Origin of the sequence: Bradyrhizobium sp. Ghvi (assembly GCF_900115265.1) — a bacterium.
Lineage (GTDB): Bacteria > Pseudomonadota > Alphaproteobacteria > Rhizobiales > Xanthobacteraceae > Bradyrhizobium.
On record NZ_FOVU01000001.1, the window covers coordinates 1,113,427 to 1,136,536 of the forward strand.

Annotated in this window: 18 protein-coding genes and 3 pseudogenes; 11 read left to right on the plus strand and 10 right to left on the minus strand. The window is 62.2% G+C overall.

Going from position 1 to position 23,110, the window contains the following annotated elements:
- Positions 1-28 precede the first annotated feature (28 nt).
- Positions 29-766 (plus strand): CpaD family pilus assembly protein, encoded by a 738-nt coding sequence (locus tag BM374_RS05215; RefSeq protein ID WP_092289584.1) that lies wholly within the window; start codon positions 29-31, stop codon positions 764-766.
- The gene (locus BM374_RS05220) at positions 763-2,052 is read left to right on the plus strand and encodes a CpaE/TadZ family protein (RefSeq protein ID WP_092289586.1); all 1,290 of its coding nucleotides are present in this window, start codon (positions 763-765) and stop codon (positions 2,050-2,052) included. Before BM374_RS05215 ends, BM374_RS05220 begins: the two co-directional genes overlap by 4 nt.
- Before the next feature lie 43 nt (positions 2,053-2,095).
- On the opposite strand, the gene BM374_RS05225 is transcribed toward BM374_RS05220, so the two are convergent.
- Complete coding sequence (locus tag BM374_RS05225; protein WP_092289588.1) at positions 2,096-2,878, minus strand: tetratricopeptide repeat protein; 783 nt, start codon at positions 2,876-2,878, stop codon at positions 2,096-2,098.
- Between the two features lie 82 nt (positions 2,879-2,960).
- Positions 2,961-3,206, minus strand: a complete 246-nt coding sequence (locus tag BM374_RS05230) for a PilZ domain-containing protein (RefSeq protein WP_011083489.1) — start codon at positions 3,204-3,206, stop codon at positions 2,961-2,963.
- A 216-nt stretch (positions 3,207-3,422) separates the two neighbouring features.
- Between BM374_RS05230 and BM374_RS40265 the strand changes: the two are divergent.
- The 3 genes and pseudogenes from BM374_RS40265 to BM374_RS05245 form a co-directional block, all read left to right on the plus strand.
- Positions 3,423-3,521, plus strand: a pseudogene (locus BM374_RS40265) (ATP-binding protein); the annotation flags it as partial.
- Between the two features lie 253 nt (positions 3,522-3,774).
- On the plus strand, positions 3,775-5,442 hold the full coding sequence (locus tag BM374_RS05240; protein WP_092289592.1) for a recombinase family protein: 1,668 nt from the start codon (positions 3,775-3,777) through the stop codon (positions 5,440-5,442).
- 8 nt (positions 5,443-5,450) lie between these two features.
- Positions 5,451-6,386, plus strand: a complete 936-nt coding sequence (locus BM374_RS05245) for a ParB/RepB/Spo0J family partition protein (RefSeq protein WP_092289594.1) — start codon at positions 5,451-5,453, stop codon at positions 6,384-6,386.
- Positions 6,387-7,002: 616 nt separating this feature from the next.
- Here BM374_RS05245 and BM374_RS05250 read toward each other — a convergent pair.
- Together BM374_RS05250 and BM374_RS05255 are read right to left on the minus strand one after the other, a co-directional pair.
- The gene (locus BM374_RS05250; RefSeq protein ID WP_092289596.1) at positions 7,003-7,614 is read right to left on the minus strand and encodes a type II toxin-antitoxin system VapC family toxin; all 612 of its coding nucleotides are present in this window, start codon (positions 7,612-7,614) and stop codon (positions 7,003-7,005) included.
- Entirely contained in the window at positions 7,614-8,408 is a 795-nt protein-coding gene (locus tag BM374_RS05255) for a hypothetical protein (protein WP_092289598.1), read from the minus strand. Before BM374_RS05255 ends, BM374_RS05250 begins: the two co-directional genes overlap by 1 nt.
- Positions 8,409-8,809: 401 nt before the next feature.
- Between BM374_RS05255 and BM374_RS05260 the strand changes: the two are divergent.
- From BM374_RS05260 to BM374_RS05270, 3 genes and pseudogenes are all read left to right on the plus strand, one after another.
- Positions 8,810-9,364: pseudogene (locus BM374_RS05260) on the plus strand (magnesium chelatase domain-containing protein); the annotation flags it as partial.
- Positions 9,365-9,614: 250 nt separating this feature from the next.
- Positions 9,615-11,219 (plus strand): recombinase family protein, encoded by a 1,605-nt coding sequence (locus BM374_RS05265; protein ID WP_143270147.1) that lies wholly within the window; start codon positions 9,615-9,617, stop codon positions 11,217-11,219.
- 5 nt (positions 11,220-11,224) lie between these two features.
- Complete coding sequence (locus BM374_RS05270) at positions 11,225-12,274, plus strand: ParB/RepB/Spo0J family partition protein (RefSeq protein ID WP_092289603.1); 1,050 nt, start codon at positions 11,225-11,227, stop codon at positions 12,272-12,274.
- A 169-nt stretch (positions 12,275-12,443) separates the two neighbouring features.
- Here BM374_RS05270 and BM374_RS05275 read toward each other — a convergent pair whose 3' ends face one another.
- The 3 genes from BM374_RS05275 to BM374_RS05285 all read right to left on the minus strand — a co-directional run bounded on the left by BM374_RS05275 (position 12,444) and on the right by BM374_RS05285 (position 15,133).
- The gene (locus tag BM374_RS05275) at positions 12,444-12,965 is read right to left on the minus strand and encodes a hypothetical protein (RefSeq protein ID WP_143270148.1); all 522 of its coding nucleotides are present in this window, start codon (positions 12,963-12,965) and stop codon (positions 12,444-12,446) included.
- A 185-nt stretch (positions 12,966-13,150) separates the two neighbouring features.
- On the minus strand, positions 13,151-14,011 hold the full coding sequence (locus BM374_RS05280) for a hypothetical protein (protein WP_143270149.1): 861 nt from the start codon (positions 14,009-14,011) through the stop codon (positions 13,151-13,153).
- Positions 14,012-14,275: 264 nt separating this feature from the next.
- Entirely contained in the window at positions 14,276-15,133 is an 858-nt protein-coding gene (locus tag BM374_RS05285) for a restriction endonuclease (protein ID WP_092289609.1), read from the minus strand.
- A gap of 264 nt (positions 15,134-15,397) precedes the next feature.
- Between BM374_RS05285 and BM374_RS05290 the strand changes: the two are divergent.
- From BM374_RS05290 to BM374_RS05300, 3 genes and pseudogenes are all read left to right on the plus strand, one after another.
- Positions 15,398-16,306 (plus strand): annotated as a pseudogene (locus BM374_RS05290) (YifB family Mg chelatase-like AAA ATPase); the annotation flags it as partial.
- Between the two features lie 102 nt (positions 16,307-16,408).
- The gene (locus BM374_RS05295; RefSeq protein ID WP_092289611.1) at positions 16,409-16,876 is read left to right on the plus strand and encodes a hypothetical protein; all 468 of its coding nucleotides are present in this window, start codon (positions 16,409-16,411) and stop codon (positions 16,874-16,876) included.
- 126 nt (positions 16,877-17,002) lie between these two features.
- Entirely contained in the window at positions 17,003-19,228 is a 2,226-nt protein-coding gene (locus tag BM374_RS05300; RefSeq protein WP_177248100.1) for a PAS domain-containing hybrid sensor histidine kinase/response regulator, read from the plus strand.
- Between the two features lie 32 nt (positions 19,229-19,260).
- Here the strand turns inward: BM374_RS05300 and BM374_RS05305 are convergent, their stop codons facing one another.
- From BM374_RS05305 to BM374_RS05320, 3 genes are all read right to left on the minus strand, one after another.
- Positions 19,261-21,231 carry a hybrid sensor histidine kinase/response regulator gene (locus tag BM374_RS05305; RefSeq protein ID WP_177248101.1) on the minus strand — a complete coding sequence of 657 codons (1,971 nt, stop codon included), beginning with the start codon at positions 21,229-21,231 and terminating at the stop codon, positions 19,261-19,263.
- A gap of 491 nt (positions 21,232-21,722) precedes the next feature.
- Positions 21,723-22,679 (minus strand): type I pantothenate kinase, encoded by a 957-nt coding sequence (coaA, locus tag BM374_RS05315; protein ID WP_092289618.1) that lies wholly within the window; start codon positions 22,677-22,679, stop codon positions 21,723-21,725.
- A 36-nt stretch (positions 22,680-22,715) separates the two neighbouring features.
- Complete coding sequence (locus BM374_RS05320) at positions 22,716-23,039, minus strand: phosphoribosyl-ATP diphosphatase (RefSeq protein WP_092289620.1); 324 nt, start codon at positions 23,037-23,039, stop codon at positions 22,716-22,718.
- Between the last annotated feature and the right edge of the window lie 71 nt (positions 23,040-23,110).

Sequence of the window (23,110 nt, forward strand, 5' to 3'; positions counted from 1 at the left end):
CAAGACACGGGGAAGAGGGGACCAGGCGATGACGAAGACATCCGCCGATCGACGCCGCAATCTGCGCATCGCGCTCGCGCTGACGGGACTCTCCGTCATGCTGGGAGCCTGCAACACCACCGGTGACGTCGTTACCACCCAGACGGTACCGACCGACTACCGCCTGCGCCACCCGATCGCGGTGCAGGAAGGCAAGCGCTCGATCGTGATCTTCGTCGGCAAGGCGCGCGGCGGCCTCTCGGCGCCACAGCACGCCGACGTGATGGGCATCGCCCGGGACTGGGTGCGCGAAGGCACCGGCTCCGTCGTCGTCGACGTGCCCGTCGATACCGCGAATTCGCGTGCCGCTGCGGCGACCTATCATGAGATCCGCGCCGTGCTCGGCAGCGGCGGCGTGCCGTCGCGCGCCATCGTCCAACATGCCTATCGCCCCGAGGATCCTGACCTGCTGCCGACCATCCGGCTGAGCTATTCCAAGATCACCGCGGTCGCCGGCCCCTGCGGACTATGGCCCGAGGACATGGGACCGTCGATTCTCGACCCCGGCTACAACGAAAACCAGCCCTACTTCAATCTCGGCTGTGCCAGCCAGCGCAACCTTGCGGCCATGATCGACAATCCCGCCGATCTCGAACAGCCGCGCGCGGAGACGCCGGCCTATACGGCACGGCGCGACATCGCCTTCGATCGTTACCGCAAGGGCACGGCAACCACGAGCGCTTATCCCGAGGCTGACAAGGCCAAACTCAGCGACATAGGCAAATGACTGAGATCCACGACGAAGCGGCGGACGATCCGCAGCACCCCGAGGAGCACATTGCGCCGGTTCCCCGCATCTCGGTGCAGGCCTTCTGCGAAACCGAGCAGACGCTGAAGGCGGTGACTGCGGCCGGCGAGGATCGCCGTCTCGCCAAGGCGCATCTCACCGCGAAGAGTGGCGGCCTCGCCGCTGCGATCGAAGTCTATGAAACGATGCCGACGCCGAACGTCATCGTGATCGAGTCGGACGGCACGCGCGATATCCTCGAAGGCCTCGACGATCTCGCCGGCGTTTGCGATCCCGGCACGCGCGTGGTCGTGATCGGCAATCCCAACGACACCGCGCCCTATCGCGAGCTGGTGCGCCGCGGCGTCAACGATTACGTGGTCGGGCCGGTCGAGACCATCGACGTGGTGCGCTCGATCTGCAGCCTGTTCTCGGCCTCGGAAGCCATCATCACCGGCCGCATCATCGCGGTGGTCGGCGCCAAGGGCGGCGTCGGCGCCTCGACCGTCGCGCACAACGTGGCCTGGACCATCGCGCGCGACCTCGCGCTCGATTCCGTCGTGATCGATCTCGACCTCGCCTTCGGTACCGCGGGCCTCGATTACAACCAGGATCCGGCACAGGGCATCGCCAATGCGGTGCTGTCGCCGGACCGGCCTGACACGGCCCTGATGGAGCGCCTGCTCGCCAAATGCAGCGAGCATCTCAGCCTGCTTGCTGCGCCTGCCACGCTTGATCGCGTTTATGATTTCGGCGCGGAAGCGTTCGACGCGATCTTCGACACGCTGCGCATGACCACGCCCTGCATCGTGCTCGACGTGCCGCATCAATGGTCGGCATGGACCAAGCGGGCGCTGGTCAATGCCGACGACATCGTCATCGTGGCCGAGCCCGACCTCGCCAATTTGCGCAACACCAAGAACATGCTCTCGGTGCTCAAGACGGCGCGGCCGAACGATCGGCCGCCGCTCTACTGCATCAACCAGGTCGGCATGCACAAGCGGGCCGAGATCGACGTCAAGTCCTTCGCCAAGACGATGGAAAGCCAGCCGCTCGCGGTGATTCCGTTCGATTCGAAGCTGTTTTCGACTGCAGCCAATAACGGCCAGATGATCGCGGAGGTCTCGAAGAGCCACCGCACCACCGAGCTGTTCCAGAACATGGCCAACCGCCTCGCCGGGCGCGGCGAGGTGCGCAAGCCGAAGCGTTCGCTGCTCGGGCCGCTGCTGAAGAGGCTGAAGGCAAGGACCGGGCGCGGATCGGCGCCGCATCGCAAGGCGTCGTAAGCGCGGGAGCGCTTCCGGCGAACGGGGGAATGGCAGCGGCGGATTACTTTTCCGCTCGCTGCTGCTGCTTCTTCGACAGCAACTGGCGCAGTGCCGTGACCTTGGCTGCGGCCTGATCCGGCGGCAGATCGGCCCTCACGACGGTCTCGGCCTCGCCCTGCTTGCCTTCCAGTCCCAGCACCAAAGCGAGATTGGCCCGCACGCGAGGATTGGCGGAATCGCGCGCAAAGGCGCGGCGCATGGTTTCCTCGGCCCGCGGCAGATTGTTCTGGAGCGCGTAGGACAGGCCGAGATTCGACAGCACCGACGGCTCGTCCGGCACGATCTTCAGCGCGGTCGCATAATATTGCTGCGCTTCCTCATTGCGCCCGAGCTGATCGAGCACCGCTCCCTGCGCCGACAGGATGTGCCAGTCGGGATCTTCGGGCGTATGCGCGCGGCTCAGCACATCGAAAGCCTGCTGGAAATTGCCATTGTCGGCGAGCGCGCGGCCGTAGCCGGCGAGCAGCGCCTTGTTGCTGGGATGAAGGAGCACGGCCTGCTCCATCACCGCGACCGCCTGCGCGCGCTGGCCGGTCTCGCGCAGCGCCTTGCCGTAGTCGAGAGCGATGTTGGGATCGCTCGGCTTGGCGCGATAGCGCTCGCGCAAGCCGTCCATGTCGGGCCTGGCGTCCGCTGTCGCCGCCGTTTCCGGCTTGCTGCTGACGCCGAGCGCGCCGGTCACATCCTCCAGACTCGTCGTCTGGCAGCCACCGAGGGCAAGCGCTGCGAGCGCGGGAAGCAGGAATCTCGCCGGGGACGAGGCAAGGGACGAACGCTTGGACATACTCTGATCACCGCCGGCGGACTGATCAGAGATGCTTTGCCGATTAACCCTAAAGTCCCGTTAAGAAGCCGGCCGGTTCGGCTCAGTCCGTAAATTCCGCACCGAATTCGCAGCCGATGCGCCAGCGCAGCCGGCACTGGCGCGAATAGTCGGGTGCGAAGATGATGGTGAATTGCGGCGGCACTTCCAGGAATTCCGCCACGACCTTGACGCCCCCGTCCGAAATATCCGTGATGGTGCAGTCTCGCGGCAGCGAGCCCGCGCCGAAATGAATCTTGGCCAGCCGGCTGCACACCCGTCGTTCGCTTCTGCGGCGATTTGCAAGCATTTGAATTCTTCACCCGTTAGATCACGGCCCATCCCGCGTGCTTAGGAGTAGCGGACATTCGTTGGAATGTGCTGAGCGTTGCCGCTCGCATTCGAGGCGTAATGTCCGGAGCCCGTTTACGATTGGTTAGGATTCGCGGCGGCTCCGTTTTCGTTCCTGTATTGTTCTTGTCAGGGCACTTCCTCTCTGCTACCGTTGATTGTGTGAGGGGGCAGCATGGTTCAGCGGGTTTCGACAGTCGCCTTTGAGGGGATCGAGGCCCGCGCTGTCGATGTGCAGGTGCAGGTCGCGCCCGGCCTGCCGGCCTTTGCCATTGCAGAGTGTGAATGCCAATACTATACGGCAGCATCACACGGAGATTGCAATGGAATTACGGAACTCGACGACCCTACTGGCCCTACGGAGCATTGTTCGCCTCGCTTCGGCCATAGCACGCGCAGCGGGGGCATTGGGAGACCCAGGGAAGCGCCTTGAGAGGACCGTGGACCCTCAGGCTCGCAGAAGGCAGGCGGACATTGCCGACGTGCTGGCGACCCTGAATTGCGACGCCGCAGTCCGAGCCTGACGCATGGACGCCCCTGTGCGCACCGAGGCCCAGACCAAGGCCTACTCATACGTACGGTTCTCGACACCTTCCCAAGCCGCTGGAGCCAGCCTGCAGCGTCAGAGCGAGAAGGCGGCCAAGTATGCCCTCGAGCATGGGCTTACCTTGGACACCGAGTTGAACATGACGGACTTGGGGGTGTCCGCCTTCCGAGGGAAGAACGCGCGCACAGGAGCACTCGGGGAGTTCCTTGAGGCCGTCCAGAAGGGCTATGTCCAGCGGGGCAGCTACCTGCTGATCGAGAACATGGACCGCCTGTCGAGGGCGGACATCATCACCGCACAGGCTCTGTTCAGCCAACTGATCGTCAGCGGCATCACCGTGGTCACCCTAACGAACCTTGAGGCCTACTCGTTGGCTCGCCTCGAAAGGGAGCCGGAGGCCCTCTTGCTCGTTGTGTTGGAGTTGATCCGGGCGAACAAGGAGAGCGTGCGGAAGGCCCAGCTCATCGGTGACGCTAAGGCGAGGAAGAAGAAGCGGCTTGCAGAGCACGGACTTGAAGGCAAGCCGTACACCCGGCAGACACCTGCGTGGATCATGTGGTCTGAGGAGGAGCACCGATACACGCTGATTGAGGAGCGCGCGGCCATCGTTCGAGAGATGTTTGAGCGGATGGATGCAGGCGACGGGCTCGTGCGCATAGCCCGCGACCTCAACGTACGTAGTGTTCCAACGTGGGGGAGGAGCGGAAAGCAGAGAACTGCTGATCACTGGCGTACAAGCTACATCCGAAAGGTCCTCACGAGCACCGCGCCTATTGGCACCTTCACGCCGCACATCACAACACACGATGAGGTCACCCGAGCGCGCCGTGACGAGCCCATGGCCCCGGTGGAGAACCTGTTTCCGGCTGCTGTCGATGCAGACACGTATTGGAGGGTGAACCGCAAGCTCAGCACCACAGCCGCGCGCGGGCGCAACGCCAGACAGCTCCCGAAGTCCATCGTGTCGGGGATCGTGTTCTGCGCGACGTGCGGGCACGCGGTTACAAGGGTTGCCAAGGGGGACTACGTTTACCTCGTGTGCTCGCGAGCGAACATGCGCGCGAGAGGCTGCGCCTACAAAGCCGTACGGTACGAGACCGTAGAGAAGGCATTGAGGGAGAACGGGAAGCATCTGGTCAAGGAAGCACCCCGAGGCAAGAGCGCCAGCGCCCTCGATAAGCAGATTGAGCGGACGCAGCATGAGGCGGACGGAATGGAGGTCCTCACGTTCGAGCTGCTGGAGCTGATTGCCGAAGAGAGAGGAAGCCCCGAAGCGACGGCAGCATCAAGAAGACTGCGAGAGGTGGAGCGCCGCCTCAAGAGCCTTCAGAGGGAACTTCGCGACCTGAGAACACAACGAGACACGATGACGATTGCAAGCGTCAGGGATCGTCTCAAGGCGGTAGAACGCGCACTCACCAGTAACACAGATGTGGCCGAGACCAACGCGGTTCTGAGGGACGCCATACGCCGCATCGTGCTTGATCCCGAGCAGGGCCATCTGTGGATACGCTGGCATCACTCGGAAGACGTGCAGGACGTCCGGTGCTTCACACGGCACATGGACTGGACCGAATTCAGGGAGACGACACCGCCAATGCACGCGTTGTTTCCCGAGAACTCAAACGCCCTCGACAAGACGCAGTAGAAAGAAGAATGAAGCATCAACTCAGCAAGATCAGCGCTCTCGATACGATCAAGGCGCTCAAGGAAGCCGAGGCCGACCTCGTGAGACCCGAAGGGAGCGACGGCAAGCCGGTGTATGCCCACGTTCCGCCACAGGACATCGCGGAACGCTTGGAGCTGTTTCAGCCCCGAAGGCCGGGCTATGGTCTGCGCAAGGTAGACACCCAGCACGTCAACGCGCTTGCGACCCGCATCACACGGAAGGGCGAGTTAGACCCTGTGTTGGTCGTGAAGCTCGGGAGCAAATGGGTGGTGGTTGATGGACACCACCGCATCGCCGCCTATCAGAAGCTCAAGTACAAGGCACCGATCAAGTGTGAATGGTTCGCAGGGACCGTGCGGGAAGCGATGGATGAGAGCCTGCGTCGCAACGAGAAGACCCACCTGCGAGTGGAGCAGGCTGACAAGGCCGAGGCCGCATGGACGCGTACGCTGATGGACTGGGATGGAAAAGGCTGGAGCAGCAGCAAGGCCCAAGTCGTGACCCTGACCGGCGCGAGCGATGGCACGGTCGCTCAGATGAGGCGGGTGGTTAAGTGGCACGATAATTATAAGACAGGTGTCGACAAGCACCCTACCGGCGAGAAGCTCTTCAGGGCTCTCGGGCCTGACCTACGCAGGCATTCTTGGAACAAGGCCAAGATGGTGCTTTTGGACCTTGCGCCCAAGGAATGGGACATGAACGACGCCGCAGCCAAGCTCGCCCGTGGCCTCGTCACAAGAATGACCACGAAGCTCTCCGAGGACCCCGAGGTAACCGCGCGCGCCCTGTGGCTCTACGACCGGGACCTATGCCCAAACCTCGTTAAGGCTCTGCAGGACGTCATGAGGAGCGAGAAGGAGGCCGAGGGGGACGAAGAGTTCTGGGAGCCTTACAAGCGGGTCGGTCTTGTGAGTGATGATTGATGTCATGCCCCTGAGCGGCTCCGGGGACCACAGGGAGCCCGCGCCCCTCCTCGGGGTGCATTTAGGACCTGCAGGTATGCAATTGCATAGGCCGAAAACATGTCCTGCGATTGGGTATCACTAAGTAATTACAATGGGTTAGGTGGAAATCAGTGCTTCCGGGGAGGGCGATAAAGTCAATAACCGATTGGTGCCATCCGCGAGCAGACCGGACCTATAGTTTATAACCAATTGGGGCGTGGGACCCCGAAGGATCAAGCCCGCGAGATAAAATTACAAAGCGGGGGGAAGGGCCGCCCTCTTTGTGATCCCTCGACGCCACAGGCCCGTTTGGTGGCACAGGGAGCCCCACGGGCCGCCGTAAGCAGCACGCGCAGCAGAGCGTCACGACGGGACACAGGACGATCAACAAGGCGCACACGCGCCCTATCCTGCCGCGGACCCAAGACAGGTGCTCGCTGCGGTGCTGGTGATTTCTGCTCTCAAGGCTGGTGCCACCAAGGGAAACCGAAAGCGTCAGCGTTGCAGCTCGGCGGCGGTCGCCCCTTTGAACCAAGAAGGTTTGGAAGAGGACGGACCAAGCGTGCCGTAGGGGCCCCAGTCAGCCCTGAGAGGCTCATTCCGCAGCGGGAGCAGCGGCCGCTGGAGGAGCGCCCGGCATCACGAGGGGCAGCTCGGGAGCAGGGTACACGGGCTTACAGCGCTCGATTTGAATGATCTTGTTGGCAAGAGCCAATTGCTCAGGTGAGAAGCCCTCACACCACGTCTCATAACCGAGAAGAGGAATGGAGCGATTTCCATCAAGGTCCTTCTTACCGCCCCCATCGAAGGTGTGGATGCAGTCCAGCTTCACGGCGTACCCCTCGACCAAATGCACGGCAGTAGCGAGCATTATGGCATCGGGCGTGGAGAGCCTTCGATTGGTGGAAGTGCCTTTTCGATAAGGAAGGTCTCGGAAGCGGCCAGACAGGGTCATGACGATGGGGTTAGGCTCAATGGGAACGATGGCTCCCTCAAAATCGGCCATGAAGTCCTCGAACGACGCCGCAGCCTTCATCTGGCTGGGCAGCACTTCTGCCGATGAAATCGTCGAGGCGTAAATCTTGAGGCTCCCCTGCTTAGCGTCCTCAAGGAAGCTCTCAATACTCGGGATGTCATACGCCGCCTGCTCATCCATGAGGTACGCAGAGAAGACGCAGCTGTCCCAGAAGACATTTTGAAAGGACACTACCAGTCCTCCCTCTCGGAGGGAGCACGGAAGGCCCCACGCCAGCGCTTCAGGTCCGCATCTGTCTTGACAGGACGGACGCTATGGATGTCGAGCCGCACCGGCAACTGCGTCAAGCCGTTGTAATGCGCGGTGCCCTCTACGCGAACCCGAACGTCGAAATAGTTACGAACTTCGGGGATGCGAACCTTGTTGATGACGCAGTCAATCTCAAGGCTCCCGGCCGTCGTGACGAGCTTGGCCAATAGGGCATCGCCGCGAGCGTCCATAACTCTCAGGACGCCATCGAAACTCCCTACAGCCAAGCCTTTGTAGAGACGACTGCTTTGAGTGCGTATTTCTTCGGAGACAGACAACGCGCGCTCCGCTTGCGTCAACAGGAACTGATCCACTCGGATTACGTCGCAGTCCTGGAAGCGGACCTCGGCATGGGAAAACTGCGAGCCGACGCCCGCACCAAGCTGTTTGATGCTCCGAAGTAGCGGGCGAGGCAATGTGACAGTAGACCGATCACCATTGTAGACCGCACGGAGGGCTTTCTCGTAGGTGATGATACCGGAAGCCACAGCAGGCCGGGTAAAACGCCTGCGCTCACCGATCTGAACCTGAGCGCTGCCCTTCCGAAGGTCCTCAATCATGAACCGATGGAGAGACTTCCCGTTTGCGGCCTTATCAGCCACAGCGAGACCCGCGAGGAGGGCCCGGAGCTTCCGCGTGAAAACGTCGGCACGAACGGCTTTGTTGTCTCCATCCAAACCGTGAACGGTGAGCGTTGTTTGACTGTCGTAAGCCATTGCCAACCTAAGCCGGAAGATACCCGCAGAACTGAACCGACCCTATCATCGACCCATTAAGCATTCCGCCACAATGCCTTTCTGAGGGACACTACTGCGGGAAGCTCGGCGGCGGCTGTCCCTTCAACCTGAGCAGTTTGAAGCACGGGGGCGGCGGTCGGCTAAAATGGGGCCCGGTACGTCGAAGGGGACCCGTTGATTTAGCTCAAAGGCTCGACCGGCAGTCCCCTGCTGGATGAGGAAATGGAACGGCCCAAGGACCGCACAGAGCCTGAGCCCGAGCCCTCGCCTTCGCGAACAGAGGAGGCGCGCCGGATCATCGCGCAATACGCGGAGGACCTGAAGGAAATCTTGCGTAGACTGCGGCGGAAGCTCAATTGAATTGTCATTGACAGTCTACCTTTGCCATTGTCGGCCTTCCCGACAAGGCGGTGTCGGAGGCGCGCGAGCGGGTTCGTTCGGCGCTGATCGCCTCGGGGCTGGCGCTGCCGGCGCGGCGGATCACTGTCAATCTGGCACCCGCCGATGTCCCGAAGGAAGGCAGCCACTACGATCTTCCGATCGCGCTCGGGCTGATGGCAGCGATCGGCGCAATTCCGCCGGATGCGCTGACCGGCTTCACCGTGCTCGGCGAGCTCGGTCTCGACGGATCGATCGCACCCGTCGCAGGTGTGCTTCCCGCCGCGATCGGCGCCAATGTGCGCGAGGAAGGCTTGATCTGCCCTGCCGCCTGCGGCTCCGAAGCGGCCTGGGCGAGCCCTGATATCCAGATCGTCGCCGCGCATTCGCTGATCCAGATCGCCAATCATTTCAAGGGCACGCAGGTGCTGTCGCGGCCCGTGCCGAAGGTGCATGAAGCCGTAAGCTCGCCGCTCGATCTGCGCGACATCAAGGGCCAGGAGAGCGCCAAGCGGGCGCTGGAGATCGCGGCCGCCGGCGGCCATCATCTTCTCATGTGATTGCTTCGATGCCCATAGTGGGCTAACGGAGACATCACCATGACACGCCTCACCACCGCCCTGACACGGTGCATCGCCACAACCGCAATCCGCCATAGCTGGGCCATCCTGAGTTCCGCCGACAGGCGACAAGCCCGTGGGGAACGCCTTGAGACCTGGGCCCACCACTTTGCCGTGCGATGGGGTTGCGTTGACGAAGTGTTAAGCACGCTTGCTGATCAAGCTTCGAGAGGCTGAGAGCGGGCCCATGGACACGCAGCGGCCTCCAAGAGCCTATAGCTACGTTCGGTTCAGCACGCCCGAGCAAGCCAAGGGACATTCGCTCCAGCGCCAGACCGACGCGGCACAGGCGTGGGCCGCTGCGAACAAGGTGGTGCTGGACGATGAGTTAACCTTTCAGGACAGGGGTGTCTCAGGGCTCCACGGCGCCAACATGGAAACAGGAGCGCTCGGGGTGTTCCTTGAGCGCGTCAAGGACGGCACGATCCCGCGTGGCTCGTGGCTGTTGGTCGAGAACCTTGACCGCATCAGCCGACAGGTTGCTCGCAAGGCTGTCCGGGCGATTGAGGACATCGTTGAGGCGGGCGTGACCGTAGTGGACATGTCAGACGGTGGACGGGAATACAGTGCCGAGACGCTCGACCGCGATCCGATGCTGTTCATGATGATGGTAGTTAGGTTCATCAGGGCTAACGAGGAGAGCGCAACCAAGGGCGTGCGTGTGGCCAAGGCGCATGCTGCCAGACGGCAGAAGTTCGCAGGCCCGGAGAAGATCACCAAGCCATACACGCTCAGGCTCCCGGCGTGGATACGCTGGAGCGCCGAGACCTGCTGCTATGAGCTGATCGAAAAGCGCGCAGAGTTGCTGCGGTGGATGTTCGAGATGGCCGCAGACGGCACGGGCGTGCATAGCATTGCCGCCCACCTCAACGACACCAAGGAACCCACTTGGGGAGCTGGTGGATGGAAGGCCCGCTATTGGCATCGCAGTTATATCCGCAAGCTTCTCACCAACAAGGCGGCCATAGGCATCTTCGTGCCCCACACGGTGCGGAAGGTCGAGGGTAAGCGCACGAAGCAGCGGACACCGCAAGAGCCCATTGCACACCGCTTCCCGGCCGCCGTGGATCGAGAGCTATTCGAGCGCGTCAATGCACGACTGGGCACCACAGAGCCACGAGGGAAGAACGCCAACGCTCCGGTGCGGTCAATCTTCGCCGGGATCATGAAATGCCAGCACTGCGGTGGCACAGTTACGAGGGTCAACAAGGGGGAGCACGTCTACTTGGTCTGCGCAGCAGCACACGCGAAGGCAGGCACATGCCGATATGAGAGCGTCCCCTACGCTGAGGCAGTCAGTACCTTCAGGCTTCGATTGCTGGGAGTGCTCGAAGATGCACCAACCGGCAACAACACCGCCGACTTGGATGCCCGAATAGAACAACTGAAAGGGATGGTGGACGCAGGTGAGGAATACGTGAACGAACTGCTGGACCTGCGGATTTCGGACAAGAGCAGGGCCGCTGGGCAGCGACTACGGGATGCTGAGCAGGAACTTGATGGACACCGTGAGGAACTGAGGGCGCTGCTGGAGCGCAGGGAGACCTTCAGGAGCACCAACGTTCTAAAGCGGCTGGAAGCCGTGGAGAAGGCGCTCATCGCGGAACCCTTGGACACCGAGGCGGCCAATAAGGCGCTGCGAGGGGCGGTGCGCAAGATGGTCATGCGGCCACAGGAAGGTCGCTTGGACATCCTTTGGCATCACGCCGAGGAGCCGCAGGAGACCCAGTTCATCACGAGCCGCTTCGACTTCGAGGCGCAGGACATGGAAGACTTAACGGAAGAGGACTGAGCCGAGTGGCGAAGAAGAAGTTCAGAAGTGAGCACACCGCTGCAACACTTGACGTCGAGGTGAAGAAGGCCACCGAGGAGCTACAACAGCCGGCCAAGGGAGATGAGCGGGACCTCAAGCTACCTTTGGACGACATCGAAACAAGGCCTGAGCTATTCCAGCCACGTATCTTCTCGCACGGGATGAAGGAAGTGGATGAACGTAACGTCCACGACCTCCTCAAGATCATCAGCGCTATAGGCGAGCTTGACCCGATCACGGTGGTCAAGCTGGACAATCGGTGGACGTGCGTCGATGGGCACCACCGACTGGAATGCTACAGAAGGCTGAAGTGGAAGGACCCGATCAAGGCCAACTGGTTCGCAGGCAGCGTGCGAGAAGCGTTGGACTACGCGGTGACGAGCAACGAAGTCATAAAGCTCGCCATACCCGACCGCGACCGCTACGAACTGGCATGGCAAAGGGTTGTGTTGGGCTGGGGAAGCAAGGCCGAAATCGCACGCTTCGCAATGGTCAGCGAGCGCCTTGTGGCCAACATGCGAATGGTCAAGGCCAAGTTCGAGAAGGGAGACGCCTTCGCGAAGGAGTTCCGGCTGAACCTCGGAGCTGAACTAAAAGACGTGTCGTGGCGGAGGGCGAAGATGGCTCACGACGGTGCGACACCGGGAGAAATCGACAAGCACGAGGTGGCCGTAAGGCTGGCCAAGGTCATCAGAAACCGGATGCACCACAAGCTGTCGGAGGACCCCGAGGTGACCGCGCTGGCTCTTGCACTCTACGATCCGCACCTGCCCCAGCCTCTCGGAGAGCTGCTCCGCAAATACACGACCAAGGAAGGCGACCTGGAGGTCCCCACGGTCCCAAAGGCCTCCATCGCCAACATGTCGGACCGAGAGCTGTTAGAGACGGTCGAGAGGATCGCCCAGGCCCGTCAGACGCTACTCAGGAGCCAGAGGGAAGCCGAGGCGGAGCAGGAGCGCCGGAACGCCGGCTGGACACCCTCGGATGACACATGGGACCAGTGGGTTCAGGAAGCCGGGGAGGTCGAGGAGTAGACCAAGGTGTGCACGATGGACACTGCTTATGCACGTGCACACCCTGATCCAGCAGGATGCGGTATTCAGGCACCGGGAATTAGTTCATAGCTAGCTGGTACCCCGGCACTCCGCTAAATCAACGCTGGCCCAGAGGACCCCTGCTTAGCCACCAGGCACCACCAAGCCCCTACCTCTCCTCATGCCACTGTTCGTCGGCAGGCTCCCGTGGGGCGAACCGGCGCTCGTAGCTCTGGAGGGCGCTCTCGTAAGCCATCGACAACTGCATGGCATACAGCCCGTTGCCAGCCGCTCGGATGCCCGCGAGCACCCCAAGCTCGGTGGCGGCCTTCAGTCTCACTTGTCCAGACACGTTGCTGTTGTCAGCCACGCCGGCAAGGTAATCATCAACACCCCCGATGACCTCAGGCGGGCAGGGAAAGCGCTGCTTGTGCAGGAAGTCTTCCAGATGCGTCGTCATCTTGCGGCGGTTCGACACCCAGAACAGCACCCAGCCCCACACAATACGCCGGAGCCAAATAGCGAAGTAGACCGCTTGGAGTGCAAGAAAGATGAGCACGGCGTTGGCGGCCACATCCCTATCGCCGTTGAAGAAACTGCTCGCGACCCACGCTATTGCGACATCTGGAATGCAGTTGATGAGCAGGGCGGCGATGAAGCCGCGCTCCTGTTGTTTTCGTATTTGGACCATAGCCCGCCCTCTCAAACCCCACGTTGAGAACACCGCCATAGCACGTGATTTGCAGAACCGTCGTCACCCTCAAGCGCGCTGCAACTGCGACTTTGGCAGCATTCAACCGCTTTAGTCCGCGCATTTTGAAGCCGGGCGCCGGGTTCGATCAAAAACGGGACCCTGCCAGCCAGATGGGACCCAAATCATGCTTGGGGTAGCGGTGGCAAGCCAATCAAGACGGTGCGGAGCCGAAGCGGACACTCAGGCTTACGTTCCTCAGGTGGGATAATCGCAAACCCAATGTGTGGAGAGATGGGCCGCATTTGGATCGAACATACGAGTAAGTCCTCACCAAAGGTCAGCAGATTTTCGATCAGGACTTCAAGGTCTCGAAACAGGGATGTCTCTCGCCGAGCGTCCTTACCCTCGCGGCGCCAACTAGGATCAAGGCGGCCGTCCGATGTTGCGCGATAGTTCTCCAGCACCATGGCTGTGCCCGCATCCGGATGCTCGACCGCATTTCTGAACTTGATGATGTCAGAAACCCACGGCTCCTCAGAACGAAGCATCTGCGTGAAATCGGCGTCCGAGCCGAACATGTCGGCGGCCCATGTGATCACAGCGCCTTCTTTGATCTTTCCTTTGTCGATCCAGCTAATAAGGCGGCTCGCATCCGCAAACTTCGTCCCAAAGAACAGGTTCAGCACCCGCAGCGCGTCACGCAGGTATAGCTTTGCTTCATACAAGAATGTGTTGACCTCATCCTCCATGCCGATGACGAAAGGGAAGCTTCGGGCACCTTGGTCCACCGCAGCAGCGACTTCTTGAAGCGATATGTCCCTAGCTTGGCAGAGGCGCGTGTAGGCGTCGAAGCACCGCAATAGACTTCGTTGAAGGCAATCGTGGTAGAGCCGAAAAACCTGATCTTGACCTTCCTTGGGAAGGTTGGAGCAGTTGAGCACCTCCAACGTTTGGACGGAGAGCCGCGCAACGATTGGGTTGTTGGTCCCATGGTTGGAGCGCTTCTGGACAATGAACGGCTGCGGGCTGACGGGCTGATCCATGGCATGTTCTATCATTGAACAAAGCCGGAACGCCACCTCAAGGTTCGGTGAGGGCGTACTTCAGGCCGAGCGCTGGCAAAACGAGACACACGTAACCACGGCCTATTCGTCAACCACGCAGCGGGCGGGATCATCTGCGACCCTGTGGGATTTCAATCCAACCGTTCGGGAGGCGACGCCGCCAGCGTAGCGATGCCGCCAGTAGAGGGCCACCAATACCAACGCAACTAGGACCGCCCCCATCGAACTAGCCACCGCATCGGGTCACTCGGGCTTTGTGGAGTTGGGCACTGCACTAACGCTGATCGTTCCGTCCGCCTGGGTGGTGAGCACCAAATCAACGTGCTGGCCCGGCGCAAGCTCTGCGGTCGCCACTGCCGCCTGCGTAATGGGCGTGGCAGTATCGGCGCTTGAGTAGACTTGGAATGACAAAGGCACCTCCTCCCGAGTTACCGTGTAGGAAACGAGGAGCACGCCAAGCGAAGCCTGAACTCGCTGATCCCCGTCCATGATGTAAATCAGAGGACAACTCTGACGAAGGCTGACGTTATGCTCCCCGACCGTAAAAGGAGCATTGGGCGTTTCTGTCAGGGTTGCTTGCGCAATAGGGAGCACACGGTCCTTGTCTATCACCGCGCCGTTTTCGTCGTACAGCACCGGGTGCTCAAGGTTCACTCCGTTTGGAAACTCAACATGGAAGAAGGCGTTCGTGATGACTTTCCTAAACAGGGTCACTGACGTGGGTGGGCACCAGTTGAACCCATCTGCTTGATCGAGAGACAAGCAATGGATGTTGTAGACCGCAGCCTTCCGTATGGCGGTGCGAGTGAACCCCTTGCTTGAAACCATCACGCCTTTATGGACCCCTGTGTCAGCACACTTGCTACGAAAGGCCTCCACAGCCTCAACACCAATCGGACGCGAGCGGTCGCGACACTCCAAGGCGACCACTAGGGCGTGATGCTCGTGAGTAATCGTTAGAACCACATCGTGCTCTCGGAGCTTTCCGGTGATCTTGTCCCGGACACGCTTCGGGCTTTCGATTTGGATTGGTTGTCCAGCAGCACGTGCCCCTTCGATGGCGCGTACGAGCCGTTGTAGGTCTCTACCTGTCTTGGCCATGTCTGCCCCCAGCGCCCTTGTGGGCGGCCACTGCCCACTGCGGGTTAGCCTTATACTTCTTCAGAGAGACGGGGGCAGCAACGAGCCGGGGAACACGTGGCTTTGGGGCAGCAAAGGGCCTACGCTGCACCGAGCCTGAAAGACGCCAGCGGCCTCAAGCCCCAAACTTTGAAGCGTGGGGGTGGCATCGCGGCCTTTTAGGGTCCGGTGCGCGAGATGGGACCCAAAACTTCTTCGAAGCGAGGGCCATTTTCCCATTGACGAAATCACATGCTGATGATCGGCGCGCCAGGTGCCGGCAAATCGATGCTGGCGGCGCGCCTGCCCTCGATCCTGCCGCCGCTGTCGCCGGGCGAATTGCTCGAGGTCTCGATGATCGCCTCGGTCGCCGGCGAGATCGAGGGTGGCGCGCTGACCTCGCGGCGGCCGTTCCGCTCGCCACATCATTCCGCCAGCATGGCTGCGCTCACCGGCGGCGGCGCGCGCGCCAAGCCCGGCGAGATCTCACTGGCGCATCAGGGCGTGCTGTTCCTCGACGAGCTGCCCGAGTTCGATCCGCGCGTGCTGGATTCGCTGCGCCAGCCCTTGGAGAACGGCGAGGTCTCGGTCTCCCGCGCCAATCACCGCGTCACTTACCCTGCGCGCTTCATGCTGATCGCTGCGATGAATCCCTGCCGCTGCGGCAACGCGTTCGAGCCCGGCTATGCCTGCAAGCGCGGCCGCGTCGATCGCTGCACCGGTGACTACCAGGCACGCATCTCCGGCCCGCTGATGGATCGCATCGATCTGCGTATCGAGGTCCCCGCCGTCACCGCAGCCGATCTGATCCTGCCGCCCCCGGCGGAAGGCTCGGCCGAAGTCGCCGCGCGCGTGGCAGCCGCGCGCGACATCCAGCTCGCGCGCTACAGAGATGCAGGCCTGCCGCAAGTCCGCACCAATGCCGAGGCGCCGGCTGCGGTGCTCGAAGACATCGCCAAGCCTGATACCCAGGGACAAAAGCTGCTGCGCGATGCCGCCGAGACCATGCGGCTGTCGGCGCGCGGCTATCACAGGGTGTTGCGGGTGGCACGCACGCTCGCCGACCTCGACCGCGCCGAGAAGATCGGCCGGCTGCATCTCGCCGAGGCGCTGTCCTACCGCGCACTCGCGGAGGATGTGCGGCAGTTGGCGTGATCATCCCGCGCGTCAACCCGGCGGTAACGAGTTTCCTTTACGCTCTGCAAACCATAAGGAAGGCCCACAAGTTCCCGTACCGGGCCCGGCGAGTAGCGTGTCATGTTGCGTTTCAAGGTCCTGACCTCGGTTGTTCCCCTGTTGGCGGCTGCGGTGTTCGCGCGGAGCGAGATCGGATCGGTGTCGCATCCCTGTATCGCCATCGGCGACACCTCGGTCGAGCTCACCTCGTTGTTCTGGACAGCCCCCATCCAGATCGCCTTCACAGACGATCCCGCGCGGGCGACCGTGCGGGTGCAGATCACCGACGATGCGGACGCTGCCGACTTTGCCGTGGTCGACGACGGCGCCAGCGACGAGCCGAGCGCCTGCCAGGACAATCCCTCCACGCATCTGGTTGCAATTTCCAGCCAGGGCGGCCGCGACGGTCCGACGGTCTATCTCACCACCGAAGGCCCGGCCGACTATCGCATCTATGTCCGTTCGAAGAATTTTTCGCAGAAGGAAGCCGCGGCCCTGATCGTCGGCGCCCGCGGCGGCCATAGCCATCTCAAGGCGGCCTCGCTCTGAAGCACGTTAATGCCGCGTCAACCCTGTTTCGAGGCCGGCCCAGCCCCTCAAGCTGTTCGCAAGGTCGGCAAGACATCGTCGCGCACGGCGGTGGCAGGTTTCGGGTAAGAGTCGGGGTCGGTGGCAATGGGTCGGACGTTCCGGATCAAGGTGCGCATGCGCCGCTTCAGGCGACAGCACCCCAGAATTGCCTTCGCGATCCGCTCCTTCATGATCTTCTCGGCGACGTTCGGCGGGGCCTATGGCTTCGTCACCGGCAGCCGCTCGGAAAATTCCGGCTACGATCCCAACACCTTCGCGATCGGCGCGAGCTTCCTGTTCGCGCTCGCCTGCCTCGGCCTTGCCACGCTCAGCATGCGGCTGCGCTTCGTCAACAAGCGGATGCGCAAGCTCGCGGCCCACAACGAGGCGCTGATCGACCGCAATTGGGAGCTGAAGGAAGCCGAAGAGCGCGCCCGCAGCCTGTTCGAGCAGCAGGGCGATCTCATCGTTCTGCGCGACCATCAGGGCCGCATCACCTTCGCCAACGATGCCTATTGCGCCCTGGCCGGACAGGCGCGAAGCGCGCTGATTGGCACACGCTTTGACTTCGACGTGCTGGAACAGGGCGACAGCGCGCGCGAGAGCAACGGCACGCGCATTCACGACCAGAGAATCTCGACGTCCTCAGGCGCGCGCTGGATCGCCTGGCGCGAAGGTTTTGTGCGGCTCGATGCCGGCCAGCCCGCCGAACTGCAGAGCGTCGGGCGCGACGTCACCGACCGCACCGAGACCGAACGCGCGCTGTCGGATGCCCGCGACCAGGCCGATGCCGCCAACCGCGCCAAATCGCGGTTCCTCGCGATGGCCTCCCACGAGATCCGCACCCCTCTCAACGGCATCATCGGCATGGGCGGGCTCCTGCTCGACACCACGCTGACGCCGGAGCAGACGACTTATGCCAGGGCGGTGAAAACATCAGGCGAAGCACTGATGGCGCTGATCGAGGAGCTGCTCGACTATTCCAAGATCGAGGCCGGCAAGCTCGATCTCGACCAGCGTCCCTTCGCGCTCTCGACCCTGATCGAAGAAGTCACCGAACTGCTGGCGCCGCGCGCCCAGGCCAAGAAGCTCGAGATCGCCGCTTACGTCGACGAGCAATTGCCGCTCGAGGTCGTCGGTGACGCCGCGCGGCTGCGCCAGGTGCTGCTCAACCTCGCCGGCAATGCCATCAAATTCACCGCATCAGGCGGCGTGGCGCTGCTCGTCGAGCCCGGCATCTGGCCGAATGAAATCAGCTTTCTGGTGCGCGACACCGGCATCGGGATCGCGCCCGAAGCACAGTCGCGCATCTTCCGCGAATTCGAGCAGGCCGACGACCGCGTCGCCCGCACCTATGGCGGCACCGGCCTTGGCCTCGCCATCAGCGAACGCATCGTCAAGCGTATGGGCGGCCGCATCACGCTGGAGAGTGAGCCCGGCAAGGGTTCGACCTTTGAGGTCGCAATTCCGCTCGCGCCCTCGCAAGGCAGCGCCGGACAGACGACATTCCCTAGCCCGGACCTCGCTGGCAAGTCGATCCTGCTGGTGGCTGCTGGCATCGAAGCGTCTCTGATCGCGCGGCGGCTGGAACGCTGGGGCGGCCAGACCTGCCTGGTCACGGATGCGACCGTCGCCGAAGCGTTGCTGCCTGAGCGCTCGTGGCATGCGGTGCTGCTCGATCGCGCGTTCGGTTCAGATATCACCGATCGCCTGGGCGAAGCCGCCCGCGCGCATGCGACGCAACGGCTCGTGCTGCTGACGCCGAGCTCGCGCCATGAAAAACTCTCGACCGCCTTCACCGGCTTCCTGGTGAAGCCGCTCCGCGCAGCCTCGCTCGCCGCGCGCCTTGCGCTGGCGCCGGAAATCGCCTCGCCCGATCTCGCGCCAGAGCCTGCCGAACCGGCGTCGGTCAGACCGCGCACGAGCGGCCTCTCGATCCTGGTCGCCGAGGACAATGAGATCAACGCGCTCTTGATGCGGTCGCTGCTGACGAAGCTCGGCCATCGCGTCGTCATCGCGGTTCATGGTGAGGCCGCGCTGGAATCCTGGCTCGCGGCCTCATCGGCCGGCACGCCATACGATCTGGTTCTGATGGACATCCAGATGCCGCAGCTCGATGGCATCGAAGCGACCAAACGCATCCGCGCCCACGAGGCCGCTACCGGCGGCCACCACACGCCGATCCTCGCGCTCACGGCGAACACGCTGGTGGAGGATCGCTACGCCTGTTTCGAGGCTGGCATGAATGGATTCTTGATCAAGCCGCTCGATCGCGAAAAGCTGGATGAGGCGCTCGCGGGGCTCGCGGCCTCGCGGCAACTTACCGTTTAACCGGCCGCGAAATCCGCGGCGTCAGGAAGTAGTCATCCGGGTACGAGGCGGTCCAGGATCTCTCGCACACGCAGGGCCAGTTTCGCCTGCGAGACCGGCTTTTCGAGGACATCCACACCTTCATCCAGCCGCCCCTGATGAACGACGGCGTTCCTGGAGTATCCGGTCATGTAGAGGATCTTCAGTCCCGGCCGGATTTGCTGCGCCCTTCGCCCAAGCTCACGTCCGTTAATTCCGGGCATGACGACATCGGTCAGGAGCAGATTCACCTGCGGCTCTTCCTGAAGGAGGATGGTCAGGGCGCCCTGAGCACTAGGCGCGGACAGGATGCGATAGTTCAGGTCCCGCAGAACGTCGCATACATAGGTTCTGAGGTCGGCATCATCCTCGACAACGAGGATCGTCTCCACCTTTTCGCCTTCAGGCAGCAATTCGTCCGGCTCCGCGGCGGGCACCAAGCCAGCACCGAGGTAGCGCGGGAAGTACAGCTTGATGCTCGTGCCGTGGCCGACCTCGCTGTAAATCTTCACGTGCCCGCCGGATTGCTTGACGAAGCCATAGACCTGGCTGAGCCCGAGTCCGGTCCCTTGGCCCGGCTCCTTGGTCGTGAAGAAGGGTTCGAAGGCATGATCGAGCACCTCGGCCGTCATTCCGCTGCCGGTATCGGTTACGCAGATGACGACGTACTGGCCCGGCGGCAGCTCTGGATTGGCGCGACTGTAATCATCGTCCGCCGAGACGTTGACGGCTTCGACTGTCAGCTTGCCGCCATCGGGCATGGCGTCGCGGGCGTTGATCGCGAGATTGATGATGGCTGATTCCAGATGATTGGCGTCAGCTTCGATCTGCCACAGACCCGCACTCCCAACGGTTTGGACCTCGACACGCTCGCCGAGCGTTCGCTGCAGGAAGTCCTGCACGCCGTTCAGGAAATTGTTGACGTTGATCGGCTTCGGATCGAGCGCCTGCCGGCGCGAAAAGGCAAGCAGGCGGCTGGTGAGCGCTGCAGCTCTTTGGGCGCCGCGCTTGGCATGGCCCAGAGCGCGCTGCAGATTGGCGCTGCCGGCCAGTTGGCGAGCATTGCGCTCCGCGGTTTCGATATTGCCGAGCACGATCATGAGCAGGTTGTTGAAATCGTGAGCGATGCCGCCGCTGAGCTGGCCCACGGCCTCGAGCTTCTGTGACGCGAGCAATTGCTCCTGCACCAGCTTCAGCTCGTCCTGCGCGCGCTTGCGCTCGGTAAGATCGCGCGTGACCTTGGCAAAGCCGATGATTTCGCCTGCCTCATCGACGATGCGGTCGATGATGACTGACGCCCAAAACCGTGTTCCGTCCTTTCGCACGCGCCAGCCTTCGGCCTCGAAGCGGCCGTGCTCGCGGGCTTCGGCCAAGGCTCGTTTCGGCACCTCGATTGCGAGGTCCTCCGGAGTATAGAATTGGCTGAAATGGCGCCCGATGATCTCGTTCGGGGCATAGCCCTTGATGCGCTGGGCGCCGGGATTCCAGGTCGCGACGTGGCCCTCCGGGTCGAGCTGGAAAATGGCATAGTCGATCACCGCCTCGATCAAGCGACGGTAGCGTCGTTCGCTTTCGACTAGCTCGGTATGAGCCTGCTGTCGCTCGGTGATATCCCGCGTCACCTTGGCAAAGCCGATCAGCTTGCCGTGCTCGTCCCTGATGGCATCGAGTACGACGAGCGCCCAGAACCGGCTGCCGTCCTTGCGGACGCGCCAACCTTCGGAATTGAAGCGCCCGGTCTCGCGCGCCGTTGCCAGCGCCCTTTGCGGCAGACCCGCAGCGCGGTCTTCCGGGGTATAGAAGACCGAAAATGGCTCGCCGATGATTTCGCTGGCGGCATAACCCTTCAGACGTTCGGCGCCCGAGTTCCAGCTTCGTACGATTCCGTCGGTGTCGAGCATGAAGATCGCATAGTCGACGATTGCATTGACCATCAGCTCGAGACGGCGCGCGTCTCCGAGTTGGTCGAGCGTCGTCTGGCTCATGAAATCCTCGGCCTGCGCGCGGATGGGGTGTGTTCAACCGCCTCCAAGCATGGAAAGTTCCCGCGGTGCTTGCGATTGCGCGTACTCTGGCTTGGAGGAGAGCACGATCGCTCTCAGCCGGGGTTGCAAGTGATTGGCCGGCGAGTGAGGTCCATTATGCGGCGTGAGCGACAAAACGCGGGGCAGAGAGCTTCTCAGGCGGTCCTTTGTCGTTCCTGAAGATGGTGTCTGCCCGGGCGGCCCGCTTGCAATGCGGGCAAACGAAGAGATGCGCGATAACCGGGACCGGTTCCTCCGCCAGCAGTTCCGACCGGTACCACCTCATCTCGATATGGCAGTCCGGGCACGTCGGCGCTTCCAGATGTTCCGCAGCAGTTTTGAGACGATCGACCATTGGCCCCTCGTGTTTTCGACGGCCATAACCGATTACCCTCCGTCAGTCTGCAACAAAAGACGCCCAGCCTGAAAATTCAGCTAAGGCTCGCCAAAGATTACAGTCGCCTGAGCGCCACGCTCTCCACCGCGTGGTCGGCGGCCTTCTTCAGGATCAGCGTCGCGCGCGGCCGCGTCGGCAGAATGTTGTCCTCGAGATTGGCGAGGTTGGTGCGTTCCCAGATCGCAGTCGCGGTGGCGATGGCCTCCTCGTCCGACAGCAGCGCATAACGGTTGAAGTAGGATTTCGGATTGGTGAACGCGGTGTCCCGCAGCGCCAGGAAGCGCTTGATGTACCAGCGCCGCAGCGCCTCCTCGTCGGCGTCGATGTAAACCGAAAAGTCGAAGAAGTCGGAAACGACGGGCACCGCCTTGCCGTCCCGCGGCAGCTTGCCGGTCTGCAGGACGTTGACGCCCTCGACGATCAGGATGTCCGGCTGGTCGATCTCGGCCCATTCGTTCGGCACGATGTCGTAGGTCAGGTGCGAATAGACCGGCGAGCGCACATGGCGGCGGCCCGACTTGATGTCGGACAGGAAATTGAGCAGCAGCGGAAGGTCGTAGCTCTCCGGAAAACCTTTCTTCTGCAGGATACCCTGCTGCTCGAGCAGGGCCTTCGGGTAGAGGAATCCGTCGGTGGTGATGAGATCGACCTTCGGGCGCGGCGACCAGCGCGCGAGGAGGGCCTGGAGCACGCGGGCCGTGGTGGATTTACCGACCGCGACCGAACCGGCGACGCCGATGATGTAGGGCACCTTGCGGTCGCGGATGTTGAGGAACTGGCGCTCCGCGTAGTACAGGCGCTGGGTAGCATCGACATAGATCGAGAGCAGGCGCGAGAGCGGCAGATAAATGTCCTCGACTTCCTTGAGATCGAGGCGGTCGTGCAGCGAGCGCAGCCGGTCGAACTCACCGGGCTCCAGCGTCATCGGCGTGTCGTCGCGCAGACGCGCCCACTCCTCGCGCGAATAGACGCGGTATGGATTATACTGCTGCTCGGGTGCGCGGATATCCATGACCGACCTTTCCGTTGCGATCTGCTCGCCCCTTGCCTATGCGCCCTTGCGCGACGCCTTCTCTTCCAATCCTGACATATTGGTCCGCTTGTCCAGCGCCGCCTCGACCTCCTCCAGCTTTACGCCGCGTGCCTTGAGGAGCACAAGGAAATGGTAGAGCAGGTCGGCGCTTTCAGCGATCAGATGCGCGCGATCGTTTTCGACTGCTGCGATTACGGTTTCGACTGCCTCCTCACCGAACTTCTTGGCGCAATGTTCGGCGCCCTTGTCGAGGAGCTTGCGAGTATAGGAGGCCTCGCCACCGGAAGCCGCGCGGGCATCGATGGTCTCGGCGAGATCGTGGATGGTGAAACGCGGCATCGGAATTACTCGAAAAACACTCAGAGGCCAGGAGGCACAGTCCCACTGGTCTGTGTAGCATTTTTATGGAC

What these genes read in the sequence shown, in the direction of transcription:
- BM374_RS05215 (WP_092289584.1), top strand. Translation starts at nt 29, where the DNA reads ATGACGAAGACATCCGCCGATCGACGCCGCAATCTGCGCATCGCGCTC.
- BM374_RS05220 (WP_092289586.1), top strand. Translation starts at nt 763, where the DNA reads ATGACTGAGATCCACGACGAAGCGGCGGACGATCCGCAGCACCCCGAG.
- BM374_RS05225 (WP_092289588.1), bottom strand. Translation starts at nt 2,878, where the DNA reads ATGTCCAAGCGTTCGTCCCTTGCCTCGTCCCCGGCGAGATTCCTGCTT.
- BM374_RS05230 (WP_011083489.1), bottom strand. Translation starts at nt 3,206, where the DNA reads ATGCTTGCAAATCGCCGCAGAAGCGAACGACGGGTGTGCAGCCGGCTG.
- BM374_RS05240 (WP_092289592.1), top strand. Translation starts at nt 3,775, where the DNA reads ATGGACGCCCCTGTGCGCACCGAGGCCCAGACCAAGGCCTACTCATAC.
- BM374_RS05245 (WP_092289594.1), top strand. Translation starts at nt 5,451, where the DNA reads ATGAAGCATCAACTCAGCAAGATCAGCGCTCTCGATACGATCAAGGCG.
- BM374_RS05255 (WP_092289598.1), bottom strand. Translation starts at nt 8,408, where the DNA reads ATGGCTTACGACAGTCAAACAACGCTCACCGTTCACGGTTTGGATGGA.
- BM374_RS05265 (WP_143270147.1), top strand. Translation starts at nt 9,615, where the DNA reads ATGGACACGCAGCGGCCTCCAAGAGCCTATAGCTACGTTCGGTTCAGC.
- BM374_RS05275 (WP_143270148.1), bottom strand. Translation starts at nt 12,965, where the DNA reads ATGGTCCAAATACGAAAACAACAGGAGCGCGGCTTCATCGCCGCCCTG.
- BM374_RS05280 (WP_143270149.1), bottom strand. Translation starts at nt 14,011, where the DNA reads ATGGATCAGCCCGTCAGCCCGCAGCCGTTCATTGTCCAGAAGCGCTCC.
- BM374_RS05285 (WP_092289609.1), bottom strand. Translation starts at nt 15,133, where the DNA reads ATGGCCAAGACAGGTAGAGACCTACAACGGCTCGTACGCGCCATCGAA.
- BM374_RS05295 (WP_092289611.1), top strand. Translation starts at nt 16,409, where the DNA reads ATGTTGCGTTTCAAGGTCCTGACCTCGGTTGTTCCCCTGTTGGCGGCT.
- BM374_RS05300 (WP_177248100.1), top strand. Translation starts at nt 17,003, where the DNA reads ATGGGTCGGACGTTCCGGATCAAGGTGCGCATGCGCCGCTTCAGGCGA.
- BM374_RS05305 (WP_177248101.1), bottom strand. Translation starts at nt 21,231, where the DNA reads ATGAGCCAGACGACGCTCGACCAACTCGGAGACGCGCGCCGTCTCGAG.
- coaA (WP_092289618.1), bottom strand. Translation starts at nt 22,679, where the DNA reads ATGGATATCCGCGCACCCGAGCAGCAGTATAATCCATACCGCGTCTAT.
- BM374_RS05320 (WP_092289620.1), bottom strand. Translation starts at nt 23,039, where the DNA reads ATGCCGCGTTTCACCATCCACGATCTCGCCGAGACCATCGATGCCCGC.